Raw genomic sequence first — 25273 nt, 5'->3', positions numbered from 1 at the left:
GACGGCTTTCGGACAGGTGTGCGAATTAGTGTCCAGGCTCGTTCCCCCAAATCAATTTGTGCAACTGAAATTGATAGCGCATGCGGCGCTCGCTCCCCAGCACCCACTCGGCCAGAGCCTGCGGCGAAACCGCACCGAATACCGGAGAAACCAGTACATCAAACCGCTCGTCGAGCCCGTACTCGACGATCACCTGTTCTGCCCACCGGAAATCCTCGACGCTGCCAATCACGATCTTGATTTCGTCGGTCGGCTTCAGGTAATCCAGATTCTTCATCAGATTTCGTGCCGACTCGCCGGAACTGGGCGCCTTGAGATCCATCACGAGCCGCACACGACTATCTACATCCTCGATCGCCATCGCCCCACTCGTTTCCAGGCTGACCGAAAACCCTTGATCGCACAATGCCGTCAGCAGGGGAAGGCAGCCCGGTTGCGCCAGCGGCTCACCGCCCGTCACGCACACATGGCGCGTACGGTGCGCCGCGACCTGATCCATGATTTCGTCGATGGGGTATCGCTGACCGCCCGTAAACGCGTAGGCGGTATCGCAGTAAACACAGCGGAGCGGACAACCAGTCAGCCGAACAAATACCGTCGGCCACCCCACACTTCCTGACTCCCCCTGCAGCGAGCGGAAGATTTCGGTCAACCGCACCTGAGGGATAACCGCCTCAGGTGCATCGACGACCCGCGCCTCATCAACCCTCATCGTTTTTCTGCGGTCATGCGCGCCAGCCGCTGTTTCGCCAGATTGGCGGCCTGACTTCCGGGAAACTGACTGATCACCTTCTGGAAGATACTCCGCGCCTGGGCATTCTTGTTTTCGTCATAGGCGATATAACCCGTTTTCAACAGCGCATCGGGCACCCGATCGCTTTTCGGGAATTCGGTCAGGATCTTCTCGTAGGCCGATTCAGCCTTGTCCCGCTTCTGGAGCACATAGTACGTTTCCCCCTGCCAGAACAACGCGCTGGGCGTCCACTGACCCTGAGGCGCAGCATCGATCGTCGCCTGGAACCCGGTAATGGCCTGCTCGTAATGGCCATCCTTCAGTTGCGCGAACGCTGCGTTATACAGTGTCTGCTGCTTTTCGCTCTCCGCGGGGGTCGTCGGTTGCTGGACCGGAGCCGCGGGCGTTGCGGCCGGGGGCGTCGTCGGCGCAGCCGTCGCTGGCGATGCTTCGGGGGCACCCGCACCCGCACCCGCACCCGCACCCGCATTCGCAGGGGCTGCGGGCGCAGCAGCCCCGCCGTTAGGCGCGCCGCCTTGCTCCAACTTGCTGATCCGATCATCAAAGGCACTGAACCCGGACTGCTGGGATTTCTTCAGGCGATTGATTTCATTGCCCTGCTCCTCGATTTGCCCCCGCAGGTCCCGAACCTGCTCCTGAAGGCGCGACACATTGTCGAGCAGGTTCTGGATGATCACGGTCTGCCCCGATCCACTCGCACCCTGATCACCGGATGCACCATAGCCGGCACCCAGCGGCTGAGACTGCGCCGTTGCGGGCGGCGTCGCACCGAGCGGCTGCGGCTGTGCCGCTGCAGGCTGCGGCGGCGCAGCGTTACCCTCCTTGCCTTGCCCCCAGTCGAGCCAAGTCGGGGGGGTCTGCGCCTGAGCCACACCAGTTGAGACACCGGCAACCACTGTCGCGATCAACAACCGGCGAAGAACAGGGGAATTCATTGGGTTCATCGGAATCTCTCTATCGCTCGAATGAATGGGCATCGTTAACCACGTGCTTACTGGCTATCGTCCAGAAAAGGACCCCAGGCCGGGTCACGAACCTTGCCTTGGGCAAAACGCAATGTCTGGCTACCCTGGCCAGCCACTGGACTCACCTTCAGGACGGAGTCCCCGCCTGCCTGCGATGCATAGATCAGCATCGTACCGTTGGGCGCAAAACTGGGTCGTTCCTCCGCCCCCCCCTGACTGATGTAGCGCAGGTCGCTGCCGCCACCTGCCAACGATTGTACGGCAATGCGGAAACCGCCATTGCCACCCGCGATCATGGCCAGGGTCTTGCCGTCGGGCGACACGGCGCCGCCGGCTGCGTAGGACAGACCAAATGTCAGGCGCTGCGCCGAATGTGATCCGATTTGCTGCTCGAATATCTGCGGCGTACCGGATCGGTCCGACGTGAAAATCAGCGTGTTATTGTCCGGCAACCAAGCCGCTTCCGTGTTGATGGAGCCGTCATTGGTGATCTGCGTCAGGTTTCGGGTGTCCAGGTCGACGACATAAATATTCGGACTATGGTATTTCGACAGCGTCAGCGCGATCTTGTTGCCGCGAGGCGACCAGCTCGGCGCACCGTTGATCCCCGGGAACTTCGTCAGTTGATACCGCTGGCCGGTTCGCAAATCCTGCACCCAGATACCGGCCCGGTTGCCCTCGAACGAGACATAGGCCAACTTGTTGCCATCCGGCGACCAGGTCGGCGACATCAGCGGATAGGCCGAATTCAATACGGTCTGTGGGTTAGCGCCATCCGAATCGGCCACTTCCAGCGTATAGCGCCGTTTTTTCAATGGCGCATCCGTTTCGGTGACATAAGCGATCTTGGTGTCGAAGGCACCGCGCACCCCGGTGATCTGCTTGAAGATAATGTCGGCAATGCGATGCGCAATACTGCGTTCAGCCGTCATGGGCGCACTGATCACGCGCCCGGTCATCTGCTGCCCGTTGCTCACATTCAACAGGTAGAAGGTGGCCTGATAGCCGTTTCCCTGCTGCTCGACCTTGCCCACGACCAGATACTGCGCCTTGCCGGCCCGCCACTGATCGAATTGAACCTGCTCCGGGGAGGACGGCTGGCTGGGCATCTGCTCGACGGCCAACGGTGCGAATTGCCCGGAGCGGGCGAGATCGGCGCGAATGATGCTGGCGAAATCCGTTTTGGTCGTCGTCGCGAAGGGAACCACCGCAATGGGCACCCCGCTTTCCTGCCCACCGCTGATGACGATATTCAGCTCCGCCTGACTCACCATCGGCAGGACCAGGAATAACCCGCTCACAATCCACAAACTCCAGCGTCGAATCCGCGTGTTCATACTCATCACCTAGAAACTCTCAAAAATTTGTTGGAAAAGGGTCTGTCTGAACGGAGCAGCTCTGCCCCCGCGCTGATCAAGGTTGCGTATCGGCCTTGAAGGTAAAGTTAATGCTCGGCGAAAACAAGCTCATGTCGCTCGGCAGCGGCAACGGCGAGGCACGCTCGATCGCCTGCTGCACCGACCGCTGGAACAACTGGTCGCCATCGCACTGCAAAATCTTGACGTTCAGCACGGTGCCATCCTGAGCCTGGGAAATGCGGACGTTACACTTCCACTGCGGCTGCCAACCCGGCGGCTTGAACCACTGCGCCGTCACCTTGGCCTTGATCGCCGCGCCATAGGCATCCAGTACGCCCTTGGACTGACTTTGGCGAAGTTCGTTCTGCAATTGCTGCTGCAACGCGGCTTCCCGTGCCTGCTGGGCCTTGGCGGCGGCCGCTTTCTCGGCTTGAGCCTTTTCCTTGGCCGCCTTGGCCTCTGCCTCTTTTTCAGCTTTTTGCTTGGCTGCCTTGGCCGCAGCTTCCTTCTGGGCTTTTTCCTTGGCCGCTTTCGCGGCTGCTTCTTTCTGGGCCTGTTCCTTGGCCGCTTTCTCCGCTGCGGCCTGCTGACGTGCCTGCTCGGCCTCGGCAGCCGCCTGAGCGGCCGCTTTCTTGGCTGCGTCGGCCGCCGCTTTTTCCTTTGCCGCGGCAGCGGCAGCCGCCTGTTTCTCAGCCGCAGCCTGCGCCGCTTCCTGCTGGATCTTCTCCAGCGCCTTTTTCTGATTTTCGACCGTTTGCTGCGCTTGCTTCTGCGCTTCCTGCAGAGCCTTCAGCTGTTGCTCCTGCGCCGCGGCCGCCTTTTGCTTCATCTCGCGCATGGCCTCAAGCTGCTGCAGGCGCGCCTGTTCCGCCCGACGGGCCGCCGCTGCCTGCTCCGCAGCCGCCTTGGCCTGCTCCGCGGCACGTTCCTGCGACTTCACCGCTTGGGCACGCTCGGCATCCTGATTCTTCAGACGCTTCACCTGTTGTTCGATCGCCGCCTGAGACACGGACTGAGCCTGGATGGTCGGCTCGCTCGGGACCTTCGAGGCTTCCATCGCGGGCGAGAAGGCATGCCACTCAATCGAGAGCAGGATTGCCAATGCCAGAAGCAAATGCAACACGATCGCCAGAAGGACGGCAAATGGCATCCGGGTAATCCAACGGAACATGCCTACTTACCTCCGCCGGCCGGAGCGCCGTCGACAGGCGTCGTGACGAGACCGACCTTGTCGACACCGGCCTGCTGCGCCGCGACCATGGCCTGCATCACCGAACGATAGTCCGCCGAGCCATCCCCCTTGACCAGCACCGGAATTTTCGGCTTGACCTGACGGGCGGCGATGATCAACGGCTTGATCTCTTCAAGGGACAACGGCGCCTTGGGATTGGGTGCGTTACTGACAAAGTACTCGCCGGCCTTGTTGACGGTGATGATTACCGGCAGGTCATCCTGATTAGGCAGCGGCTTCGACGCTGCGCTGGGCGGCTGGACCTCGACACCCTGCTGCAGCATGGGTGCCGTGACCATGAATATGACGAGCAGCACCAGCATGACGTCGATGTACGGCACGACGTTGATTTCGGCCACCATTCTCCGAGTGCGTCGCGCGCGACGATCCATGGCTTACTGTCCTCCGATCTGACGCTGGAGCAGACCGAGGAACTCGTCGGTAAAACGATCGTAGCGACCAAACAGCTCGTCGATCTGCGTCGAGTAGCGATTGTAAGCCACCACAGCCGGAATCGCAGCGAACAGGCCCATGGCCGTTGCGATCAGCGCCTCGGCGATCGGCGGCGCGACGGACGCCAGGGTGGCGTTCTGCACATTGCCGAGACTCATGAAGGCACTCATGATCCCCCATACCGTCCCGAACAGACCCACATAGGGACTGACGGAACCGATCGTCGCCAGCACGGGCAAGCCTTCCTCGAAGCGCTCGATCTGGCGATGCAGGACGACGCGCATGGCACGCTCCACCCCTTCGAGCAGCTCTTCGGTACTGCGACCTTCGGTCTGACGCAGGCGCCGGAACTCGCGAAACCCGGCCTCGAAAATGGCTTCCTGACCGTCGCACGGTTGCGTGTCCCGGCTCAGGCGATCGTAAAAATCAGTCAGGCTGCCGCCGCTCCAGAAGCTCTCCTCGAACCGGCGTGCCTTCGCGCGCGCGGTGCGGAGCACGGACGACTTGTGAAAAATCAGGGCCCAGGAAGCCACGGAGGCCAACAGCAGAATCAAAAGAACGACCTGCACGGGCAGGCTCGCCCCGAGAATCAGGTTCAAGACAGACGGTTCGGTACTCACAAACAGCAGCTCCGCAATACGTTAGGAATGGGCTTGGGCTTGAAACTCTCGGCGTTCACACAGACGATCCGCACCGTGGCCTCAGACAATTCGGCCCCGTCGGAAGTTCGCTCGGCAACCTGATGAAACGTCATGGCGGCGGCCGACATCGCTGTCAGAGCGCAGGAAACGCGCAATTCGTCGTTGAATTTTATCACACGCTTATATTCTACCTGCACGGAGGAAACCACGAAAATCACCCCCTGTTCTTCGCGCAAAATATCCTGCTCGAAGCCAAGCGAACGCAACCATTCGGTCCGGGCGCGCTCGAAGAACTTGAGGTAGTTCGCGTAATACACGACACCGCCGGCATCGGTATCCTCATAATAGACCCGGATCGGCCAGTAGAAAGGGGGACGGTTTTCGGGACCCAGGCTCATTCGCCCTCCTCGGGCAGCAATTCGCCCTGCGCCTTCGCCCAGCTCCTGGGCGGTCGGAAACCGAAGTGGGCATAGGTTTGCCGGGTCGCCATGCGACCTCGGGCGGTGCGCACGAGAAACCCTTGCTGGATCAGATAAGGCTCGAGCACGTCCTCGATGGTGTCGCGCGCTTCGCCGATCGCGGCGGCGATGTTGTCCAGCCCGACCGGGCCGCCGTCGAACTTGTGGATCAGGGCTTCAAGCAGGCGGCGATCCTGATGATCGAACCCCTGGGCGTCCACCTGCAACAAGTTCAGCGCATCGTGGGCGACCTGACGTGTGATCGCACCATCGCCCCGCACTTCGGCGAAATCCCGCGCACGACGAAGAAGCCGGTTGGCGATCCGGGGGGTGCCCCGTGACCGGACGGCGATTTCCCGTGCGCCGTCAGTGTCCATCCGCACGCCCAGCAGCTGCGCCGAGCGATGAACGATCTGAGTCAGATCGTTCGGACCATAAAACTCCAGTCGCTGAATGATGCCGAAACGATCGCGCAGGGGGTTGGTCAGCATGCCGGCACGGGTCGTGGCGCCGACAAGGGTGAACGGCGGCAGGTCGAGCTTGATGGAGCGCGCCGCCGGGCCTTCGCCGATCATGATGTCGATCTGGAAATCTTCCATGGCGGGGTAGAGAATTTCCTCGACGACCGCGGACAGACGATGGATTTCGTCGATGAATAGCACGTCGTGCGGTTCGAGGTTGGTCAGCAGCGCCGCCAAGTCACCCGGACGCTCCAGCACGGGTCCGGAGGTCTGCTTGAGCCCCACGCCCATTTCGTGGGCGATGATATGGGCCAGGGTGGTCTTGCCGAGACCGGGCGGCCCGAAGATCAACACATGATCCAGCGACTCCCCGCGCTGCCGGGCCGCCGGAATGAACACCTGCATCTGATCGACCACCGCCGGCTGACCGACATAATCGGCAAGGGTTTTCGGGCGGAGCGCCCGCTCGATCGCCGCTTCGTCGGCACCTACCTGACTCGTCACGATGCGTTCGTTCATCCCGGATCAACCTGCCATGGATTTCAGTGCCGAGCGGATCAGCACCTCGACGCTCTGCGACTCGGCATCGGGGATGGCGCGGATCATGCGGGTCGCCTCGATCGGCTTGTAACCGAGCGCCTCCAATGCCCCAATCGCCTCCTGCACCGGATTGCTGAACGTGATCGCCTGGGCACCGCCGACCGCCGAAGCCGGCGCGACCTCCGCGCCCTGGACCAATCGATCCCGCATCTCGATAATGAGTCGCTCGGCGGTTTTCTTGCCGATGCCCGGCAGCCGCACCAGCGCCGAAACATCATTGCGATGCACGGCGTCGGCAAATTCCTGCGCGTTCATGCCGGACAGAATGGCCAGCGCCAACTTCGCACCGACGCCAGTCACCTTCAGCAGATGCCGGAATAACGTTCGTTCGGCCTCACGCAGAAAACCGTACAGCAGGAACGCATCTTCCCGCACCACAGTATGAATCAGCAGGGTGACTTCCTGCCCGTTGGCCGGCAAATCGAACAAGGTCGAGAGGGGTGTCTCGACTTCGTATCCCACACCGTGCACGTCGACCAGCAGCCATGGCGGCTGCTTGCTGACAAGAATTCCCTTGAGCCGTCCGATCATCTGCTCCGCCTCCGATATCGGGATTGTGCCAATAGCTGCATCGCCGTCTTCTCGACGCCCGGTTCGTTGCTCTCGACGCCAGCCAGCGACGTACGCCGAAAGCAATGACACAACGCCACGGCTGCGGCGTCCGCACCGTCCGCCGGGGGATCGACCGATAACGAAAGCAAACGCTTGACCATATGCTGCACCTGAAGTTTGTCCGCCCGCCCCGTGCCGACGACCGCCTGCTTGACGACCGCCGGCATGTATTCGTGCACCGGTAGGCCGCGTCGCACGGCGGCAGCGATGGCGACACCTCGCGCCTGCGCGAGCTTGAGTGAAGACTCTGGACTGCGGTACATGAAAATCTGTTCGATCGCGAACTCGTCCGGTTGATGCTGCGCGATGATCTCGTCCATCAGCCCGAAGATCACGCCCAACCGGGCGGAAAAGCTGCCCGCGGCCTTGAGGGCGAGACTCTCCAGATGGATGCAACGTGCCTTGCCGTGCTCGAAGTCGATTACCCCCACGCCGGTCGTGACGGAGCCCGGATCGACACCCAGCACACGCAGACGTGCCACCTTACGCGTACGCCTCTTCAGGTATCTCGGCGTTGTGGAAGACCTCCTGCACATCGTCGAGGTCTTCCAGCATATCGATCATCTTGACGAGCTTGATAGCCGTATCGCCCTCGACCGGCACATTGACGGCCGCCCGCATGGCGACCTCGCTGGCCTCCGGTTCGAACCCGGCGGCCACCAGAGCATCCTTGACGGAAACGTACTCCTCCGGCGTCGTCAGCACCTCGACGGCACCTTCCTCGTCGGTCTGGACGTCCTCGGCTCCGGCTTCCAGCGCCGCTTCCATCAAGGCATCCTCGTCGGCCACGCCCGGCGGATAATACAGAACGCCCAACTTGCTGAAGAGGTAGGCCACGGAACCATCGGTGCCCAGATTGCCGCCATGCTTGGTGAAGGCATGACGCACGTCGGCCACGGTGCGGGTCCGGTTGTCGGTCATGCAGTAGGCCAGCACGGCGACGCCCCCCGGACCGTACCCTTCGTACAACACGTCCTCGAACTGCTCGCCTTCGCCAGCCCCGATGCCCCGCTTGGCGGCGCGCTCCATCGTATCCTTGGGCATGTTGGCCCCCAGCGCCTTGTCCCAGGCCAGGCGCAAGCGCGGGTTCGCGGCCGGATCAGCCGATTTGCCGATCCGCGCCGCGGCGGTGATTTCGCGAATGATCTTCGTCCAGATCTTACCCCGCTTGTTGTCCTGACGGGCCTTGCGGTGCTTGATGTTTGCCCATTTGCTATGGCCGGCCATCGATCGCCTTCCTCGTTCTGTCTGTCAATTCAAGACCCTGCATTCTAGCATTGGCGCGCCAGGTTTCACGGTGGGCATCGGGCACAATCACTGCCGCAAACCGCCGACACCCTCCGAGGCGAATCCCAGCCTGGGCGCCCGATACACCCACAGAACCCAGATCAGGGCCGCCACCCCCCACAAGCACAACATCCCCGCTGCCAACCAGGTCAGGTGCGCAGACAATCGAGCCACCACGAATGCCGAAACCAGGCCCGCCAGCGCCATTTGCATGAATCCCTGCATCGCCGAGGCCAGCCCGCGCTGCGCCGGGATGTAATCCAGCGCCATCAAATTCAGGGCCGGCATCGCAGTGGCCAAGCCCATCGCATACAAGGCGATGGGCGAAACCGTCCACCAGATCGACTCCGTACCCGACATGAACCAGAGACTCTGGGCCAGGTTGTATGCCACGGCCAGCCCGCTGAACGCCAATCCCCAGGTGACCGTCCGCAACGCCGTGGCACGTCGCGACAGCCAGTTGCTGACCCGACTGCCCAGAATCAGCCCCGTGACCAGCGGCACGAAGAACTTCCAGAAATCCGTTGGCGCCTGCCCGAGATGCCCGATCAGGACAGCCGGCGCGGCGGCGATGTAGAGGAACAGTCCTGCGAACAACAGAGCGAAGATCAGAGTCAGACCGATGAACGGCCCGTGAATCAGCGCCCGACCATAGCTTTTCAGCACGAACCCGAGCGCCAGGGGCTGACGATTGTGTGCACCGATGGTTTCCGGCATGAAACGCAGCACACCGAGGATCAGGAGCACCGCAAAGCCGGCCAGGAACCAGAAGACCGAACGCCAGCCGAATGCCACTTCCAGGGCACCGCCGATGATCGGGGCAATCGCGGGCGCCACGGCGAAGACGAGGGTAACATTCGACATGACGCGTTGCGCCACGGCGCCCTGGAACAGGTCCCGAACCAGTGCGCGACCGATGACCACCCCGGCGCCCGCTGCAATGCCCTGCCCGATGCGGGCGTAAATGAGATCCGACAAATTGTGCGCCAGCGCCGCCGCGACGGAAGCCAGGGCATAGACCGTCAGCGCGATCAGCACGGTCCGCTTGCGCCCGAAGGTATCGGACAGCGGCCCGTGGACCAGCATCATCGAGCCGAAAAACCACAGGTAGATGCTGAGCGTATCCTGCATGGCTGCCTCTTCCACCCGAAAATCCGCCGCGATCGACGGAAACGAGGGCAGATAGGCATCAACGGTGAACGGCGCCAGCATCAGCAGGCTGGCGACGACCGGCACGATCAGCAGCGCCCGCGGTGCGGGCGCGGTCATGCGACGACCGGCTCGCGCACGGCCGACCGGAACCCCAGGAAGGTCTTGAGCTGCTGGTGACCGTGCTCGGTCAGAATGGACTCGGGATGGAACTGCACCCCTTCCACGACGAATTCGCGATGGCGCAACCCCATGATCTCGTCGAACGTCCCGTCCTCGCGTTGCGTCCAGGCGGTCACTTCCAGCGCATCGGGCAGGTTGTGCCGCGCGACGACGAGAGAGTGGTAACGGGTGGCATCGAACGGATTCGGCAGCCCCGCAAAGACCCCAAGCCCCTCGTGATAGATCGGGGAAACCTTGCCGTGCATCACGGTCCGCGCCCGGATGACTTCGCCGCCGAAGGCCTGCCCGATGGCCTGATGACCGAGACAGACGCCGAAAATCGGGATCTTGCCGGCGAAGTGCCGAATGACGTCCAGAGAGATGCCCGCCTCGTTGGGGGAGCAGGGTCCCGGGGAAATCACGATATGCGATGGCGCCCGTTCGGCGATCTCCGCCACGGTAACCTGATCGTTGCGCGCCACCCAGACCTCTTCACCCAACTCGCCGAGATACTGCACGAGATTGAAGGTGAACGAATCGTAGTTATCGAGCATGAGGACCATGGGACGCATTCCTAATAAACAGAGTCACAAACTGTACCGATTCCCGCGAAACACGCAAACCCCGATGGGCGGACGGCCACGTTCAGCGCGGCGCTTTGGCGATTGCGGCGATCTCAGCCAACGGGAGCGGGAGACGCGCCCCGTAGGCAATGAACGAGGGATTCAGCACCGAGGCGCCCCGGTTGTACTGCAATCGGGCGCCCTGCAGATCCACCAGCCGACCACCGGCCGCTTCCAGCACGCATTGCGAGGCCGCCGTATCCCATTCGGACGTTGGCCCGAAACGGGGATAGAGGTCAGCCCCTGCTTCGGCGACGAGACAGGTCTTCAGCGCACTGCCGCAGCGCACCACGACGGGATCGCCCAGAGCATCGATCAGCGCCTGCTCACGTCCCCCCAGATGGGAACGACTCAACGCCAGCGTCACGATCTCGCCCAGGCTGTCACGCACATGGATGGACTGCGGATTGCCATCCACGAATCGCCAACTACCCACGCCGAGCACGCCGGCGTAATCCAACCCGGTCGCGGGCGCGTAGACGACCCCCATGACGGATTGATGTCCGTCGATCAGCGCAATATTGACGGAAAACTCGCCATTGCGCTTGATGAACTCCCGCGTCCCATCCAACGGATCAACAAGCCAATACCGGGTCCAGCGCTGACGGATAGACCAGTCCGGTAGCCCGCCTTCCTCGGTCAATACGGGAATATCCGGCGTCAACGCCTGAAGCCCCGCCACGATGACCCGATGGGCCGCGAGATCCGCTTCCGTGACTGGGGAGTCATCCATTTTCCGGCTGAAAGAAAACTCTCCGGCATAGACATGCATAATGGCCTCGCCGGCGCGATGGGCCACCCCACGAACCGCATCCCGCCATTTCAGCCACTCACTCATGCCCCGTCCCCTTCACGTAACCACTCAACCCGATGCCTTCGCGGCCAGATGCGCCCGCGCCATATAGAGCGCGGCGATGGATCGCGCCTCGGTGCAGTGCCCGGCCAAGGCCAGCTGATCGATATCCGCCAGCGGCCAGCGCAGCACTTCGAGGGGTTCGGGTTCATCACCCGACAATCGGGCCGGATAGAGGCCCGTGGCAATCACCACATGGGTGCGCTGCCCGGAGTAGGTGGGCGCCGACGTCAATTCCGCCAGATAATCGAACTGTTCGGCCCCAAAACCCGCCTCTTCCATCAGTTCGCGATTCGCTGCGACCATCAGGGCTTCGCCCGGTTCGACACGCCCCTTGGGCAGCCCGAGCTCATAGCGCTCTGTCCCGCAGGCATATTCCCGAATCAGCACGACATCCTGCTCGGTGGTTATTGGCACAACGAGCACGGCACCCGCTGCACTGCCTTTCAACCGTTCGAAACCCACTTCGACACCGTTCGAAAAGCGCAAATCGACCGCCTCGATCTCGAACAGCCGACTGGTCGCGACGGTACGAACATCAAGGATCTCGGGAGGCGATTCAAGCGACATATTTTCGGCTCTGCGCGACGGTCGCATAGGCAACCATCCGGGTTGGATTCGCGAATCGCACCGGCCAGCCAGGCTCGGCACTCGCGCACACTTCAAATACAGCACAGTATACCGGCTACGACCGATAAATCGGTCATATTCATCTTCTTCCCATTTCCCATCTGCCCGCGCCCACGAGCCGGCAGACTGAAACGGCACGCGTCCGTCTGCCCCTGGTCCAATCCGCTCATCGAAACCATGAAGATCGTTCATCAGTTAGGCCGCTTGACCCGACACAAAAATGGGGCACAATGCGCCGCAGTGCACAAGGTGCCCATTGCCTGACCGGCAATGGGTGAAACTGGGAAGCGGGTGCGCGTGCGTTCATGCACGCAAGGCCCGCGCTGCCCCCGCAACGGTAGGCGTCGTCCCGTGACGCGAGTCCGGAGACCGGCCCTGTGCGTTTTCCATCTGGTGCGCGGTGGGCGCACCTCGATTGCGAGCCATCTTCCATGTTTTCTCAATCCGTTCGTCGCCCGTACCGGGCCGCTTTCGCCTGTCTGTGCTCACTACCGGCCTCGACCGCCGCACTGGCCACTCCGACCGAAACCACAACCCTGCCGACCCTCAACATTACGGCCACCCACGATGCCCCCGTGGCGTTCGCCGGCGTGCCGAGCACCACGATCAGCCGCGCGCAGATCGATCGTCTTCAAGCAACGTCCGTGCTTAGCCTGCTCGAGAACACCGCAGGCCTGAATCTCGTGAATCAGGGCGGTCCCGGCAAACTGACGAACGTGTCGATCTGGGGCGCCGGCGCCAGCCAGACGCTCGTACTCGTCGACGGCGTGCGCGTCGGCTCGCTGACCTCAGGTCAAGCCTATCTGGAAAACCTGCCGGTCGCCCAGATCGACCATATCGAAATCGTTCGCGGCCCGCGCTCCGGCCAGTATGGCGCCGATGCGATGGGTGGCGTCATCCAGATTTTCACCCGACAGGGGCAACAGGGTCTACATCCCGACTTCAGCATCGGCGGCGGTTCCCGCTCCACCCTGACCTCTTCCGCCAATCTGTCCGGCGGCACCGATCACGTGGATTTTTCCCTGGGTGCGAGCCATGACCAGACAGGCGGATTCAACAGCGGCTGGCCCTACTACCCCAAGGAACCGGACCAGGATGGCTACCACAACAACGCGGCCCAGGCCCGACTTGGCTATCACGCGGACAATGGCGCACGGATCGCCGCCCATTGGCTCGGCAGCAATGCCTGGACGGACTTTGACGGCAGCTTTCAGAACCAGTCGCGCGATCGTCAGCAAGTTTTCGGGCTGGACGGCGCCCTGATGAAACTGGGGCCCTGGCAGTTGCGCGGGACGCTCGGACGCAGTATCGATCGCCTGAGCAGCTACGAAAACGGAGCTTTCGCCTCCGAATTCGATAGCAGACGGGATACAGCCAGCCTTGCCAACGACCTTACGCTGGGCCGCGGCCTGCTCACGCTCGGTGCAGATCAGTCCCGCGACCATGTCGACAGCAGCACGCAATACACGGTGACGGATCGACGCAACGACGGCCTGTATGCGCAATATGTGAACCAGATCGGCCCAATCTCCTTGCAAACGGCCCTTCGCCACGATCACAACAGCCAATTCGGCAATGCCAATACGGGCTCGATTGATCTCAGCTGGCAACTCGCTCCCGCCTGGGCTCTGACGGCTGGATACGGGACCGGATTCCGGATTCCCAGTTTCAACGACCTCTACTACCCCGGCTACAGCAACCCGAATCTGCGCCCCGAACGCGCCCATACAACGCGGATCGGCGCCAACTGGACGAAAGACGCGTGGTCCTCTGCCATCACGGCATTTCGCACACGCAGCCGGGACCTGATTGCCCTGGATAGCCACTACATTCCGCAAAACATCCGCCGAGCCGAAGTCATCGGCGCGGAGTGGCAACTGGGCTGGCGCCCCCGGGGCTGGATCATCAACGCCAGCAGCACCTGGTTGTCCACCCGTGACCGCTCCACGGGCACGAGTCTGCCGCGTCAACCCAAGTGGAGCGGCAGACTCGACGTCGATCGACAGTTCGGGCGATGGGATGCCGGTCTGACCGTTCGCGGACAGACCCAGACGCATGAGGTCAATGCGAGCCAGATCAACAATGGCTTCGCCACCGCCGATCTGCGCGTCAGTTATCGATTCGGAGCGCAATGGCACGTCGAAGCCAAGGTCACGAACCTGACGAACCATGTCTATCAAACGGCATACGGTTACAATCAGGCGGGTCGCGGCGGCTTCCTCACACTGCGCTATGGTCGCTAATCGAGGCCTGCCGCCCGGAAGCGCGCGGTTTTTTCGTCGCCTACCTGGGGCTATACTGGCGCTATAACTCTGACAACCGGAACACATCACATGGCCCAATTACCCAAAGAACTGCTCACCGGCCCTCAAACCGAAACTGGCCGTTTTGGCGTGGGCTTGTTTCTGATCCTGGCGCTGTCGATGATGGCGACGCGGGATTACCACTTCAGCAGCGCGCTCCATCTGGCCGACACTTCCTGGGCCGTCTTCCTTCTGGCCGGGTTGTACCTGCGTCCCCGATGGGCCTTGCCCGCACTTCTGGGCATCGCCGTTGCCGTGGATCTGTTTGCTTTCTGGCAGGATGGCCCTGTGCGGATCGCATGCTTTTCACCGGCCTATCCGGGTTTGATGCTGGCCTACGCGGCTCTGTGGGGTGCGGGTCGTCTCGCTCGCCGTGATTGGCGGAGTACGGGCGCGTCATCGGCCCAGAACACCCCCTACTGGCTGGTGCCCATCGAGCTGATGGGTTGGACGGTTGCCGGGGTGGTGACTGCGTTTGCGATCTCGAACCTGACGTTCTGGGCCTTTTCCGGTCATTTCACGACGATGTCGCTGGCCGCCTATGCCAGCCAGGTCAGCATCTATCTCTCCGGGTACCTCACCACCACCACGGCATATATCCTGGTGTCCCTTCTGGCGATCGCCGGGTGGTCGGCGATCATGGCCCGCCGGAAGGACCATATACGCGTGGCGCATTCGGCCTGATTCCGGGCTATGCTGAGCCCGGACCGGAGGGCATAGCACAGCAGCGATTGGCTGAAATGCCCCCCTTCCTACACCAGCCCGGCTCGGAATCCAGGGCGAACTGCCGGAGGGGTTACGGCGACCTATTGCGCCGGCGCCATCGACTCCTGTTCGAAGCGCAGACGCATTTCATCGATCCGCAGCTCCAGCGTGCGCACGTCGGGGATGGCAATCCGACGACCACCCAGTAGGGCGGTAATCCCCCAGATCTCGCCATCCACTTGCACTTCTTCCTCGAAACTGTCGGCGGTCACCTCTTCCGAACGCGGCACACCCGAGAGCAGAATGGCGTAATACGGCAAGGCAATATCCGGGTTGGTGCCATAAATCACGGCACAACGCACGCGCTGACCGATGGTCGGCAGTGGCTCGTTGAGCATGGCTTCGAGACTCACCAATGGTATCCGTTGGGCACGCCAATCGACCATGGCGGCATCGAGGCGGCTCAGATGAGTTTCACCCTCCGGCAACATGACCTCGTTGATTTCCGCGATCAGGGCATACGGAACGATCACTTCCAGGTTCGCAACCTGCGTCGGCAGACGCACGATCCGGACCCGGGAACCCGACGATGTCGCCGCATCACCGGACGAAACCGCTCCTTCTTCCGGCATTACGGTTGCCTGATCCATATCACTCATGCCTCATCTCCCTTGGTCGTGCCCCCTCGAATCCCGTGTGCAGCAAGTAATTTCCCACGCTTGTCCGCAATGAACTGCTCGATTCGATTGATCAGATCTGCCTCCGCATAGGGTTTGCCGAGATAGGCACTAACGCCCAGCGATTCGGCGCGACTGCGGTGTTTCTGGCCCGTTCGGGACGAAATCATGATGACCGGGACGGCGCGGGTTTGCGGATCGTTGCGGATGGCTCCAAGCAGTTCGAAACCGTCCATGCGGGGCATCTCGATATCGGTGAGTACCAGATCGGGTCTTTGTTCGTGCAGTACGCCCAGCGCCTCGACACCGTCGCGCGCCAGGATGACATCCAGATTGTTGCGCTCCAGTGTGCGCGCTGTGACCTTGCGTACGGTGAGCGAGTCGTCCACGACCAGCACCACCGGCCGACGACGGGCTTCCAACGCTGCGGTTAGATCGACATCGCGGTCGTCGCGCCGCTGGAACTGGCGCACCAGTTCAAACAATTCGAGCACGAGGATCACGTTGCCATCATCGGCGATGGTCGCGCCGGACAGACCGGGCACACGGCCAAGTTGTGGCCCCAGCGACTTGACGAACAGCTGGATGCCGCCGAGCTGGTGATCGACCTGGATCGCAAAGCGGCGCTCGCCCAGCTTGAACAGGAACACCGGGCGGATGCCGGTTTCCTGATTCTCGGCGTTGAATGCCTCGTGCGTCATCAACTCGCCCAGGTTGAACAGCGGATAGCGCTCGCCATTGAGCATCACGGCCGGTTTTTCGCTGGCGTACTGTTCGGCGAGTTGGATCGTCGTCATCCGAGTCACCGATACGACCCCCTTGTACGGGATCGCAAAGCGCTCATCGCCCACGGAGACGAGAATCCCGCGCGTCATGGCTTGGGTCAGCGGCAGGTTCAACTGAATACGGGTGTAGACGCCGTATTCGGATTGCAGGTCGACGAAGCCGCCCATTTCCCGCACCGAACCGGCGACCACGTCCATGCCGACCCCTCGGCCAGCCACCTGGGACACATTCCCCGCCGTCGAAAAGCCGGGCAGGAAAATCAGCGACCGCGCCTCGTCATCGGTCAGCTCGAGGTCCGGCGCGATCAGCTTCCGCTCGATCGCCTTGCGGCGGATCGTATCCAGATCCAGTCCGCGGCCGTCGTCCTTGAGCTCGAGGGTGACGTTACCCCCCGAGCTTTCGATGGTCAGCTCGATCTTGCCCACCTCGGGCTTGCCCTTGGCGCGTCGTTCCTCCGGCTGCTCGATACCATGCGCGAGACTGTTGCGGATCATGTGTTCCAGCGAGGGCAACAGGCCGACCAGAGTCACCCGGTCAAGCTCGGTCTCTCCGTTGTGCACGATCAGATCGGCGGAGCGGCCCACTTCATCGCCGACCTGACGCACGATCCGGCGCAAGCGTCCAACGACGTCGTTGAAGCGCACCATCCGCAGTGCAAGCATGCCATCCTGCAACTTCCGACCGAGACGCGACTGCTGCAGGAGCAGCAGCTGGGACTGCTCGGTCAGGTCGCTCATTGCCTCTTCGATACTGGAAATATCCCCCAGACTTTCCATGATGCCGCGACTGAGTTCCTGGACATGCGTAAACCGGTCGAATTCCAGCGGATCGAACTCTTCGGCACTCAGCCCCGATTCGGCCATCAGCTCGGCCTTCATCTGCGACTCTGTCTCGATTTCGAGACGGCGCAACTGACCGCGCAATCGCGTCAAGGTCTGCTGCAACTCGAAAAGCTGTCTCTCGAAACCGCTGACCTGACGATCGACGCGGGCCTGCAGGAGCACGCTCTCGCCCACTTGGTTCACCAGATCGTCGATGCGATCCGCATCGACGCGAATTTGCTCGCGGCGAACCTCCGCAGCGGTCGTCGCCGTCGTCTGGGTGGCCGGAGACGGCGCTTCTTCACGCGGCTCGACCGGCACCGAGGTGGCCGTTACCGGTGCTTCCGGCACGGACTCGTCCCGGACCGGCTCTGAATGTACTTCGGGCTGAACAGTCTCTGGGACCGGGGTCGGCGTCGTCCTGACCAGATCAATCCCAACCGCCGGCGCGTGCTTGCGACCGGACTGTTCCTCGACAATCATTGCCAGCAGATCGACCTGGGCCGGCACGGGCTCATGACGGCGGACCAGATCCAGCATCTTGCCCAAGGCATCGTAGGTCTGCTGAACCAGTACAACCAGTTGCTCGGTTTGCTCACCGCCCTGATCGCGAGCACGATCCAAACGATCTTCCAATAGGTGGGTCACATCGGCGAGATTCAGAAGTCCCGCCATGCGCGCGCCGCCCTTGAGCGTATGCAGATTGCGATGCAACAGGCGAATCGAATCCAGATCGTGCGGATGCGTGCGCCAATGTGCAATGTACCCATCGGCTTTTTCGAGCAATTCCTCCGCCTCTTCCAGGAAAATCTGGAGAATATCCGGATCCTGCTCGGCTGGTTGATCGTCCGGCCGCGGCGCCAGAAGAAACTCTGCGGCGGGGTGCTGCTGAGCCAGCAAAGGCTCGTCCGTCGCCGCTGCCGGAGAATCCCCGGAGCGCGTCTCCTCGATTTCCGACAACATCGACATCTGATCTTCGGCATCCTCGATCTCGGATTCCCGTAGGATCTGTTCCGGTTCCGGCTCCGGCAGGGTTCGTGCCAACACTTCGTCGATCTGCACGGCGATCTGGCTCTCGATCGGCTCGGGGTCGGGTTGCTGCAGATCGGGCTTGATCGCCCAACGCCGAATGTCATCCATGACGTCCAACGCTTCACGGAACACACCCAGATGTTCGTATTCGAGCGTCAGTTGATGCTCTTCGAGCAACTGGACCCATTCTTCTAGCCGATCCGCGATGTGCGCGATCGGCCGAACCCCGGCTGTCCGCGCGGAGCCCAGCAACGTGTGGACCAGACGAACCAGTTCCTTGTCACAGGTCAACGGCAAATGGTTGTCCATTGCATGATCGACCTGCTGCTGCAGTTGCTGGATGTATCCTGAGGACTCCGTATCGAAGATCTCCCGCAGAATCGGATCCTCGATGACCGGTGGGACCGCCCCAGCTTCCGACGCAGCAGCCTCCGAAACAGGTGCTTCGCTTGCCGAATCAACCGCTGGTATTGGTTCCTCGAAGGGTTCCTCGGAGGAAAATGCCCGAACGCCGTCCTCGGCCAGCCCCTCTTCGGCTTCGGCTGGACCGCCATCGAATCGAGCGGCTGCCGACGGATGATCGCCGAACCCAGCAGCTTGTTCATCACTGGGCTCTGCCCCGGTCAGTGCGTCAAGAGGCGCCTGAACCACGGACTCTGGCGCCTCGTCCACTTCCTGCTCAGCTGCTTGTCCGGCGATCCACTGCTCCGCGGCCGCTTGAGAGTCCTGCCAGAAACTCACGGGCGGCTCACGCCCCTGCTCCAGCACGGGCAACGCATCCGCGATCAACTGGACGGCCGACGCGACATCTCCACGCAATGCGGCCGAGGACGGGATCCGGTCGTCAAGCACGCGGGTCAACAGATTTTCGTAAGACCATCCCCACTCACCGATGGTATTGAGATCCACCATCCGGCTACTGCCCTTGATGGTATGAAACCCCCGACGAATGACGGTCAGCTCCTCGCGGTCGCCAGTGGACAGCCAACGACCCACGGCGTCCTGCAGGGCAGGAACCGTATCGGCCATTTCCTCGGCAAAGACCATGCGCATTTCCAGTGCCGCGGGATCCAGGGATGCATCGACGACGTCGGCACTGGGCGTAGCCTCTGTCTGCAATGCCGTTGCTTCAGAGTCGAATTCGGGAAGAGCCCCCGTATCCACGCTGGACACCGCATCCCGGGAATCCGAGGCCTCGGGCGCCAGCTCCATATCCGTCGAGACAAATTCCTGCGCGCTTTCCGGCACAGGATTGATATCCAGCGACTGTACTGAGGATGGCTCCTCAGCCTCAGGAAGTTCAGTGGACTCGGACTCGGTCTCGGACTCAGTATCGGCATCCGGTGCCCAAACGCCCGTCCAGGGCTCGTCCAGCGCCATTTCGTCGGCGTCGGCCGCCTCTGCATTTTCAAGGGACGCCACAGCCTGCAACACCGGCGCATCCGTCGTCGACTCGCCCGGAAGCGCCAAATCTACGGCGTCCTCCGACCCGCCGATGACGTCGCCATCGGCAGGGCGCTCTGTAGAATCGGGCTGGGTAGTTTCCGTAGACATGTCGATCGACAGTTCCGCATCCAACGCCAAGTCCATGTCTGCCGCAGTTTCGGCTTCGTGGAAAGCGGACGCTTCCGCCATCGGTGCGGCGGGGAGATCGAGGGAATCGTCCTCGGTCGGATGCAAGTCCGGCCACTGCCCCTGATGATCAGGTTCCGGCTCGTCTGCAGGCTGGCGTCCGCCGTGACCCACGGCATCCGCTTCCGAAGATTCATCAGGCACCATCCGAAGAAGATCGTCGAGATCCATCGCCGGAGACACCGGCAAGGCACCTTCCGAGTGGTCAGCAGGTGCTTCTTCACTGGGCAAATCCAGGCTCGCTGGCAGCACGCCCTCGTCCGTGGACGGCGCCACTTCCGGAGTCGTATCATCAGCCGACAGCTGTGCGATCAGGTCGTCAATGCTCGCCAGCGACTCATCAATGGGGGGCATTTCTTCCGTCAGCGCCGATCCCGACTCATCAACAGGGGCGTCCACTTCCGCGCCCGACAACAAGGTTTCGGGCTGAGACATCGTATCGGACACCGCCTCGACAGGCTCCTCGACAGCGGTCGATTCGTGATCAGCGACCATCTCAAGCCCAAGTGCATCCGTCGATGCGGAAGTCGACAGCTCGACCTCGCCCAGAAGGTCCGGCAGCATCGCTTTTGGGCCATCCAGATACTGAATCAGCTCTTTCTTGTAATCGCGGAGATTCTCAAGATAGAACTCGATGGCTGCAGACACTTCCGCCAACGCGGCCATGCTTCGCGGCGTCATTTGATTCAGAGTGCCTACGCGCGAAGCCAGCCAGGTCTGCAATCCTTCGATCAAGGGCATGGCTGCCGTGAGTTCTGCCGCGGAAAGCGCATTACCCACCCCATGGACGAGGGCGACCGCATCCGCCAGCGTCTCAGTCGTCGGAGCAGTGCCCACCGGGCTGAGAGACTTATTGACGATTTCCTTAGCAGCGAGGATATCCTCGTAGCACGCCGTTGCCAGGGCGAGTCGCGACTGACGCACGACCCGGTCGATCATGCTGGGTCGGTCACCGGCGTCGACAATGAACTGACCGATTTGCGAAACGACCTGCTCCGAGGTCATCACGGCCACCGCCAGCTCCATCAGGAAGTCGTCATCCAGCACGACGGCACCCCGGGTCACCTGGACGAGGCGCTCCAGTGCCGACCGAATCAGTTTCGCCTCATCGGCGTAGTTCAACGTATCGAGGACACCGATGATCTGCTCGAGTCGGGGCTGAATACGAACCAGGGGCTCCAGGTCGGTCTTGGCCCCCCGAACGAAAATATCCAGCACGTCCTGAGCGGCATTCAATTCCTCTGAAAGGGCATCGGCAACCTGCGTGAGCGTCGCGGACTCCAGCCCCAGGTAGCGCGCCCGCTCATTCTCCGTCGACAGCATCAGGTGCCATTGCTGAACTTCCTCACCGCAAAGGACCCGATCATCCGGTAAGACTTTCAGCAGTTCCAGCAGCAGATCCGTGGCCAGCTCAATGGCCTCATGGCGAATCTGCAGACTGTCGCGCCCCTGCAACTCCATCCGGAACAGCTTGAGGATGCGACCGATCATCCGCTGAGCCAGCGGCAGATAACCTTCCGGGTTGCCGTGAACCGCACCAAGAAGCTCCTCGAATACCCGCGTCGCCACGATGACCGCAGGATTGACCTCGTTGTCGATAATCTGGTCGAAGGTCTTCAGCAACTCCGGGATGATGACCGCATTGCCCCGCATGAGCTGCAGGATCTGCTGCTCCATCTGGCCAAGCAGCGCCTTGGGCGCCACACCGGCAGACTCGGACGCTGCACGCGTCGCGGTATCCGACGCTCGGTAGGGTTCGCTGGCAATACGGCTTTCGGACCAGATGATGCTGGCGCGAGCCAGTACATTCCGGGTATCGACCTCGGCAAGGCCTTGTGCCTTGCGCAACCGGTTGATCATCGGCAGCAGACTCATCGCATTGACCGTAGCGCCGATGCTCAGGCGATCGAAAATCGCCCCGAGCAACCAAGCGGCCTCCGTCACGGCATAGAGCAGGGTTTCGGTTTCGGCGGGCTTGGATTCGAGGAGGATCAGTGCGGCCATCTCCTCCTTGAGGAGTACGCGCAACACTTGGAAATCGGCGATCGACAGAACCGAATCCATGGTCTTGACGGCCTGGAGCGATTCGTAAATGTGCTCGGCACCACCCGTTCCGCCACTGAGATCTTCAAGTGCACGAAGTAGTTGATCCAGTTTCTCGCCCAGTCCTTCACGGAGCCAGTCAAAAACTATCGAGTCTACTTTTGATTCTGTGCGCATGTACACAAACCGCTCCTAGGATTTGATCGACGCAGCACCCTGTGCTGGCCATCGATATGCCGTTCCATCAGCTACGTTCTTTTTTATCGTTCTGCTGAACAAACGATCACTCTTGTCATCGGGGCCAGGAGGAGCCGAACCACCCTGACAACCCAGAACCCAGCCCATCGGGCTGTCCTGTGGATCATCAACTGGTCCGACCCAGCTACCGAAGCCGCAGCTCCTTCGGTCAGGCCTCGCGCGTCGGCATCTTGAAGCCTGCAACCGAATTGTTGAGTTCCTGCGACAGGGAACCCAGCGCACCAATCTCGTCCGCGGCACGAATGGCCTTCTCTGTCGTGGCTTGTGTTTCTGCCCGAATGTTGTTGACGGTCTCCCGCAGGTCCGTTGCCACAGCCGCTTCCTGCTCCGTGACCTTCGCAATCTGACTGATCTGCTCCGACAGGCTGAGGGATACCGTTTCAATTTCCCGCAGGGCCTTACCGGCGTTTTCAGCCAGAGCGGCACCACTGACCACGTTCGTGGTGGTCTGCTCCATGGCGAGCATGGCTTCGGAGGTGTCGGTCTGAATCGTGTTCACCAGCAGTTCGATCTGACGGGTCGCCTTACCGACACGTTCGGCAAGACGCTGTACTTCGTCAGCAACCACGGCGAAGCCGCGACCGGCTTCACCCGCCATGGCCGCCTGGATCGCTGCGTTCAAGGCGAGAATGTTGGTCTGGTCGGCAATGTCGGTAATCAGGCCGACGATGTCGCCAATTTCCTGCGAGGACTCGCCCAGTCGCTTGATTCGCTTGGCGGTTTCCTGAATCTGCTCGCGAATACTCGTCATGCCCGAGATGGTTTCCCGTACGGCATCACCGCCTCGGTGCGCCACGTCTACCGACGATTGCGCGATCATGGCCGACTGCTGCGCGTTGAAGGACACGGCCTCGATCTGATCGGACATCTGCGCAATGGCGTCGGATACCGAACTGATCTGCTGCGCCTGGGCACGCGACTTGTCGGCCAGCGAGCGGGAGTCGGATTCCGACCGGCGTACCGCGTCGGCAACACGTACCGAGGTATCGTTGATGGTTCCGACGAGATCACGCAGTGCGTCGATGGAGTAGTTCACGGAGTCGGCAATCGCCCCGGTGATCTCTTCAGTCACCGTGGTATGCGACGACAAGTCACCGTCGGCGAGCGTCATCATTTCGTCCAGCAGCCGCAGAATGGCCTGCTGGTTACGCTGATTCTGGGCCTCGGTGGTCCGCATGGCCGAACGGGAATCCTGAACCAGGGTCACGCCGAGCCAGAGCAGAATCAAAAGTGCAATACCACCCGTCGCATAACCGATGTAGGCCAGCTGACCGGACTGAGCCTGGTCATTTGCCAGCGTTGACGCCAGTTTCGTGACATCCGCAGTAAAGGGACCAGAGATCTTGTCGATCGTATGGGACGCCAGGTTGGCGGCCAGTACGGCCGGTGCCTGCGCCAATACGTCGGAAACCCCCTGGTTGACGGTGGCGAAAAGCACGGCAACGTCGCGCAGTTTCGCCCGAGTCGCGGCATCGTTGATCTGCGGCGCCATCCGGTTACCGTTCAGGAACCCGTTGAGCACGCCACCGAACAGCGCCACGTCGCGGCCAAAACGATCCGAGGCATTGGCCGCACTCTGATCCCCTGAGGTAATTTCACCCAGCGTCAGGCCGATCCGCTCAACCAGCATCAACTGTCGCGTTGCCAGATAGATGACCGCGGGACTGGCCTGCCCGGCAACGAGAGACTGCACGACATCGTCAGAGGACGACAAGAGGTCCGGCAGCATCTGCCGGAGCTGCTCAGCGAGGCTGCCTACGTTCAGAATGGCCTTCTGCCCCTCCAGCACCTTCGAGAGCGCCAGGTTGTACTTGCTCCAGCTTTCCTGGACCTTGGCGAGCTCCGCCTTCCGCTCACCGGACAGCTTCGCGGATGGCCGCTTGGGATCCTTGCCAGCGAGCGCGTCGAGATCGGAAATGAACTGGGCGCGCAAGGTGAGCACGGTATCGAACGAGCCCTTGTTACCGCGTACCGCCCGCAATGATTCGATCGTCATCTCCTGCGCGGATCGCTCCAGTTGTGCGGCCACCAGACGTCGATCCAGCAGTTGCTGGTCATTCTGCGCGGACACGATGAAGATCACCACCGTCGCCAGCAACGCGACCACGGCAATGGCGACCAGCGCAACGACCTGACGGCTCAGGCCGCCCAACCTAACTCCAAGACTCATAGCAACTGCTCACTCCTAGCTGAACAACAAGACGCGCGGTCCGTTGTGAAATCGATTGATGGTCCTTGTCTTCACATTCAGGCAACGGCATTCATGAACTGATCGCTCTCTGTCAGTGCATCAAGATTCAAGATAGGCACCCACTCGTCCTCCACCCAGGCCTCACGCAGCACACCGATCAGCCGAGTCTCCTGAATCGGCCGTTCGGCGCTGAAGGGGATCTGACGTATGCCGTAGGAACGATCGACCAGAAAGGCCGCCCCGAACCGGGGATTCTTGGCCAGCAGCACCACCGAATGGCGGGTTTGCTCCGCCGGCACCTGAAAATAGAATCGCGACAGATCGTAGATACCCGTCAACTCGCCACGCATGTTCGCCAGGCCGATCACCCAAGGCTTGGTCCCCGGGATATGCACCTGATGCGGCGGCGGAAGAATGGCGCGCACCTGAATCAGGGGCACCAGCATCTGTTGCCCGCCGGTGCGGAACAGCACGGCCTGCCAAGTCACTTCGACCTGGTCGGTTTTCGGCATGCCAACCGCATGGGCGGCTGCCTTGTCTTGAATCCAGAGGAGATAATCGAAGGCGTTGGTTGGCATAGTCATGCAG

At 61.7% G+C, this 25273-nt stretch carries 22 protein-coding genes and 1 riboswitch (1 of these 23 cut by a window edge); of the genes, 2 read left to right on the top strand and 20 right to left on the bottom strand.

The window, feature by feature from the left end; all coding sequences use genetic code 11:
• The 16 genes from queC to nudE all read right to left on the bottom strand — a co-directional run.
• Positions 1-36 carry the 5' end (the start) of a 7-cyano-7-deazaguanine synthase QueC gene (gene queC, locus A9404_RS09825; protein WP_066100911.1) on the bottom strand. It extends 672 nt beyond the left edge of the window, so the window shows 36 of its 708 coding nt (coding positions 1-36); its start codon is at positions 34-36; its stop codon lies beyond the left edge, outside the window.
• Entirely contained in the window at positions 26-712 is a 687-nt protein-coding gene (gene queE, locus A9404_RS09820; RefSeq protein WP_066100908.1) for a 7-carboxy-7-deazaguanine synthase QueE, read from the bottom strand. The genes queC and queE overlap by 11 nt, the downstream gene beginning before the upstream one ends.
• On the bottom strand, positions 709-1689 hold the full coding sequence (gene ybgF, locus A9404_RS09815) for a tol-pal system protein YbgF (protein WP_197490331.1): 981 nt from the start codon (positions 1687-1689) through the stop codon (positions 709-711). Before ybgF ends, queE begins: the two co-directional genes overlap by 4 nt.
• A 56-nt stretch (positions 1690-1745) precedes the next feature.
• Positions 1746-3056: a Tol-Pal system beta propeller repeat protein TolB gene (gene tolB / locus A9404_RS09810; RefSeq protein WP_066100903.1), complete on the bottom strand. Its 1311-nt coding sequence runs from the start codon at positions 3054-3056 to the stop codon at positions 1746-1748.
• 76 nt (positions 3057-3132) lie between these two features.
• Positions 3133-4248, bottom strand: coding sequence for a cell envelope integrity protein TolA (gene tolA, locus A9404_RS09805; RefSeq protein WP_066100901.1), 1116 nt, complete (start codon positions 4246-4248; stop codon positions 3133-3135).
• Positions 4249-4250: 2 nt separating this feature from the next.
• Positions 4251-4700, bottom strand: a complete 450-nt coding sequence (gene tolR / locus A9404_RS09800; RefSeq protein WP_066100898.1) for a protein TolR — start codon at positions 4698-4700, stop codon at positions 4251-4253.
• Positions 4701-4703: 3 nt separating this feature from the next.
• Entirely contained in the window at positions 4704-5381 is a 678-nt protein-coding gene (gene tolQ, locus A9404_RS09795; RefSeq protein ID WP_066100894.1) for a protein TolQ, read from the bottom strand.
• Positions 5378-5800 carry a tol-pal system-associated acyl-CoA thioesterase gene (gene ybgC / locus A9404_RS09790; protein WP_066100891.1) on the bottom strand — a complete coding sequence of 141 codons (423 nt, stop codon included), beginning with the start codon at positions 5798-5800 and terminating at the stop codon, positions 5378-5380. Before ybgC ends, tolQ begins: the two co-directional genes overlap by 4 nt.
• Positions 5797-6840, bottom strand: coding sequence for a Holliday junction branch migration DNA helicase RuvB (gene ruvB / locus A9404_RS09785; RefSeq protein WP_066100887.1), 1044 nt, complete (start codon positions 6838-6840; stop codon positions 5797-5799). The genes ybgC and ruvB overlap by 4 nt, the downstream gene beginning before the upstream one ends.
• A 6-nt stretch (positions 6841-6846) precedes the next feature.
• Positions 6847-7452, bottom strand: a complete 606-nt coding sequence (gene ruvA, locus A9404_RS09780; RefSeq protein ID WP_066100884.1) for a Holliday junction branch migration protein RuvA — start codon at positions 7450-7452, stop codon at positions 6847-6849.
• Positions 7449-8015, bottom strand: a complete 567-nt coding sequence (gene ruvC, locus A9404_RS09775) for a crossover junction endodeoxyribonuclease RuvC (protein ID WP_231880897.1) — start codon at positions 8013-8015, stop codon at positions 7449-7451. The genes ruvA and ruvC overlap by 4 nt, the downstream gene beginning before the upstream one ends.
• A 1-nt stretch (position 8016) precedes the next feature.
• Positions 8017-8760: a YebC/PmpR family DNA-binding transcriptional regulator gene (locus A9404_RS09770; RefSeq protein ID WP_066100881.1), complete on the bottom strand. Its 744-nt coding sequence runs from the start codon at positions 8758-8760 to the stop codon at positions 8017-8019.
• Positions 8761-8847: 87 nt separating this feature from the next.
• A complete protein-coding gene (locus A9404_RS09765; protein WP_066100878.1) occupies positions 8848-10089 on the bottom strand; it encodes a multidrug effflux MFS transporter in 1242 nt (413 codons plus the stop codon).
• Positions 10086-10694: an anthranilate synthase component II gene (locus tag A9404_RS09760; RefSeq protein ID WP_066100875.1), complete on the bottom strand. Its 609-nt coding sequence runs from the start codon at positions 10692-10694 to the stop codon at positions 10086-10088. Before A9404_RS09760 ends, A9404_RS09765 begins: the two co-directional genes overlap by 4 nt.
• A gap of 82 nt (positions 10695-10776) precedes the next feature.
• On the bottom strand, positions 10777-11592 hold the full coding sequence (gene cysQ / locus A9404_RS09755; protein ID WP_066100872.1) for a 3'(2'),5'-bisphosphate nucleotidase CysQ: 816 nt from the start codon (positions 11590-11592) through the stop codon (positions 10777-10779).
• A gap of 24 nt (positions 11593-11616) precedes the next feature.
• Positions 11617-12177 (bottom strand): ADP compounds hydrolase NudE, encoded by a 561-nt coding sequence (gene nudE / locus A9404_RS09750; RefSeq protein ID WP_066103184.1) that lies wholly within the window; start codon positions 12175-12177, stop codon positions 11617-11619.
• Positions 12178-12467: 290 nt separating this feature from the next.
• Positions 12468-12629: riboswitch (cobalamin riboswitch) on the top strand.
• A gap of 39 nt (positions 12630-12668) precedes the next feature.
• Between nudE and A9404_RS09745 the strand changes: the two genes are divergently transcribed.
• The gene (locus A9404_RS09745; protein WP_066100869.1) at positions 12669-14480 is read left to right on the top strand and encodes a TonB-dependent receptor domain-containing protein; all 1812 of its coding nucleotides are present in this window, start codon (positions 12669-12671) and stop codon (positions 14478-14480) included.
• Positions 14481-14570: 90 nt separating this feature from the next.
• Positions 14571-15224 (top strand): hypothetical protein, encoded by a 654-nt coding sequence (locus tag A9404_RS09740; protein ID WP_066100866.1) that lies wholly within the window; start codon positions 14571-14573, stop codon positions 15222-15224.
• Positions 15225-15346: 122 nt separating this feature from the next.
• On the opposite strand, the gene A9404_RS09735 is transcribed toward A9404_RS09740, so the two are convergent.
• From A9404_RS09735 to A9404_RS09720, 4 genes are all read right to left on the bottom strand, one after another.
• Complete coding sequence (locus tag A9404_RS09735) at positions 15347-15904, bottom strand: chemotaxis protein CheW (protein WP_066100863.1); 558 nt, start codon at positions 15902-15904, stop codon at positions 15347-15349.
• The gene (locus A9404_RS09730; protein ID WP_066100861.1) at positions 15901-22413 is read right to left on the bottom strand and encodes an Hpt domain-containing protein; all 6513 of its coding nucleotides are present in this window, start codon (positions 22411-22413) and stop codon (positions 15901-15903) included. Before A9404_RS09730 ends, A9404_RS09735 begins: the two co-directional genes overlap by 4 nt.
• A gap of 229 nt (positions 22414-22642) precedes the next feature.
• On the bottom strand, positions 22643-24664 hold the full coding sequence (locus A9404_RS09725) for a methyl-accepting chemotaxis protein (protein WP_066100856.1): 2022 nt from the start codon (positions 24662-24664) through the stop codon (positions 22643-22645).
• A 77-nt stretch (positions 24665-24741) separates the two neighbouring features.
• Positions 24742-25269, bottom strand: coding sequence for a chemotaxis protein CheW (locus A9404_RS09720; protein WP_082922887.1), 528 nt, complete (start codon positions 25267-25269; stop codon positions 24742-24744).
• Positions 25270-25273 lie beyond the last annotated feature (4 nt).

Origin of the sequence: Halothiobacillus diazotrophicus (genome assembly GCF_001663815.1) — a bacterium.
In the GTDB taxonomy this organism is placed as follows: domain Bacteria; phylum Pseudomonadota; class Gammaproteobacteria; order Halothiobacillales; family Halothiobacillaceae; genus Halothiobacillus; species Halothiobacillus diazotrophicus.
Note: the sequence above shows the minus strand (reverse complement) of the source record. Positions and strands in the feature narration are given on the sequence as shown.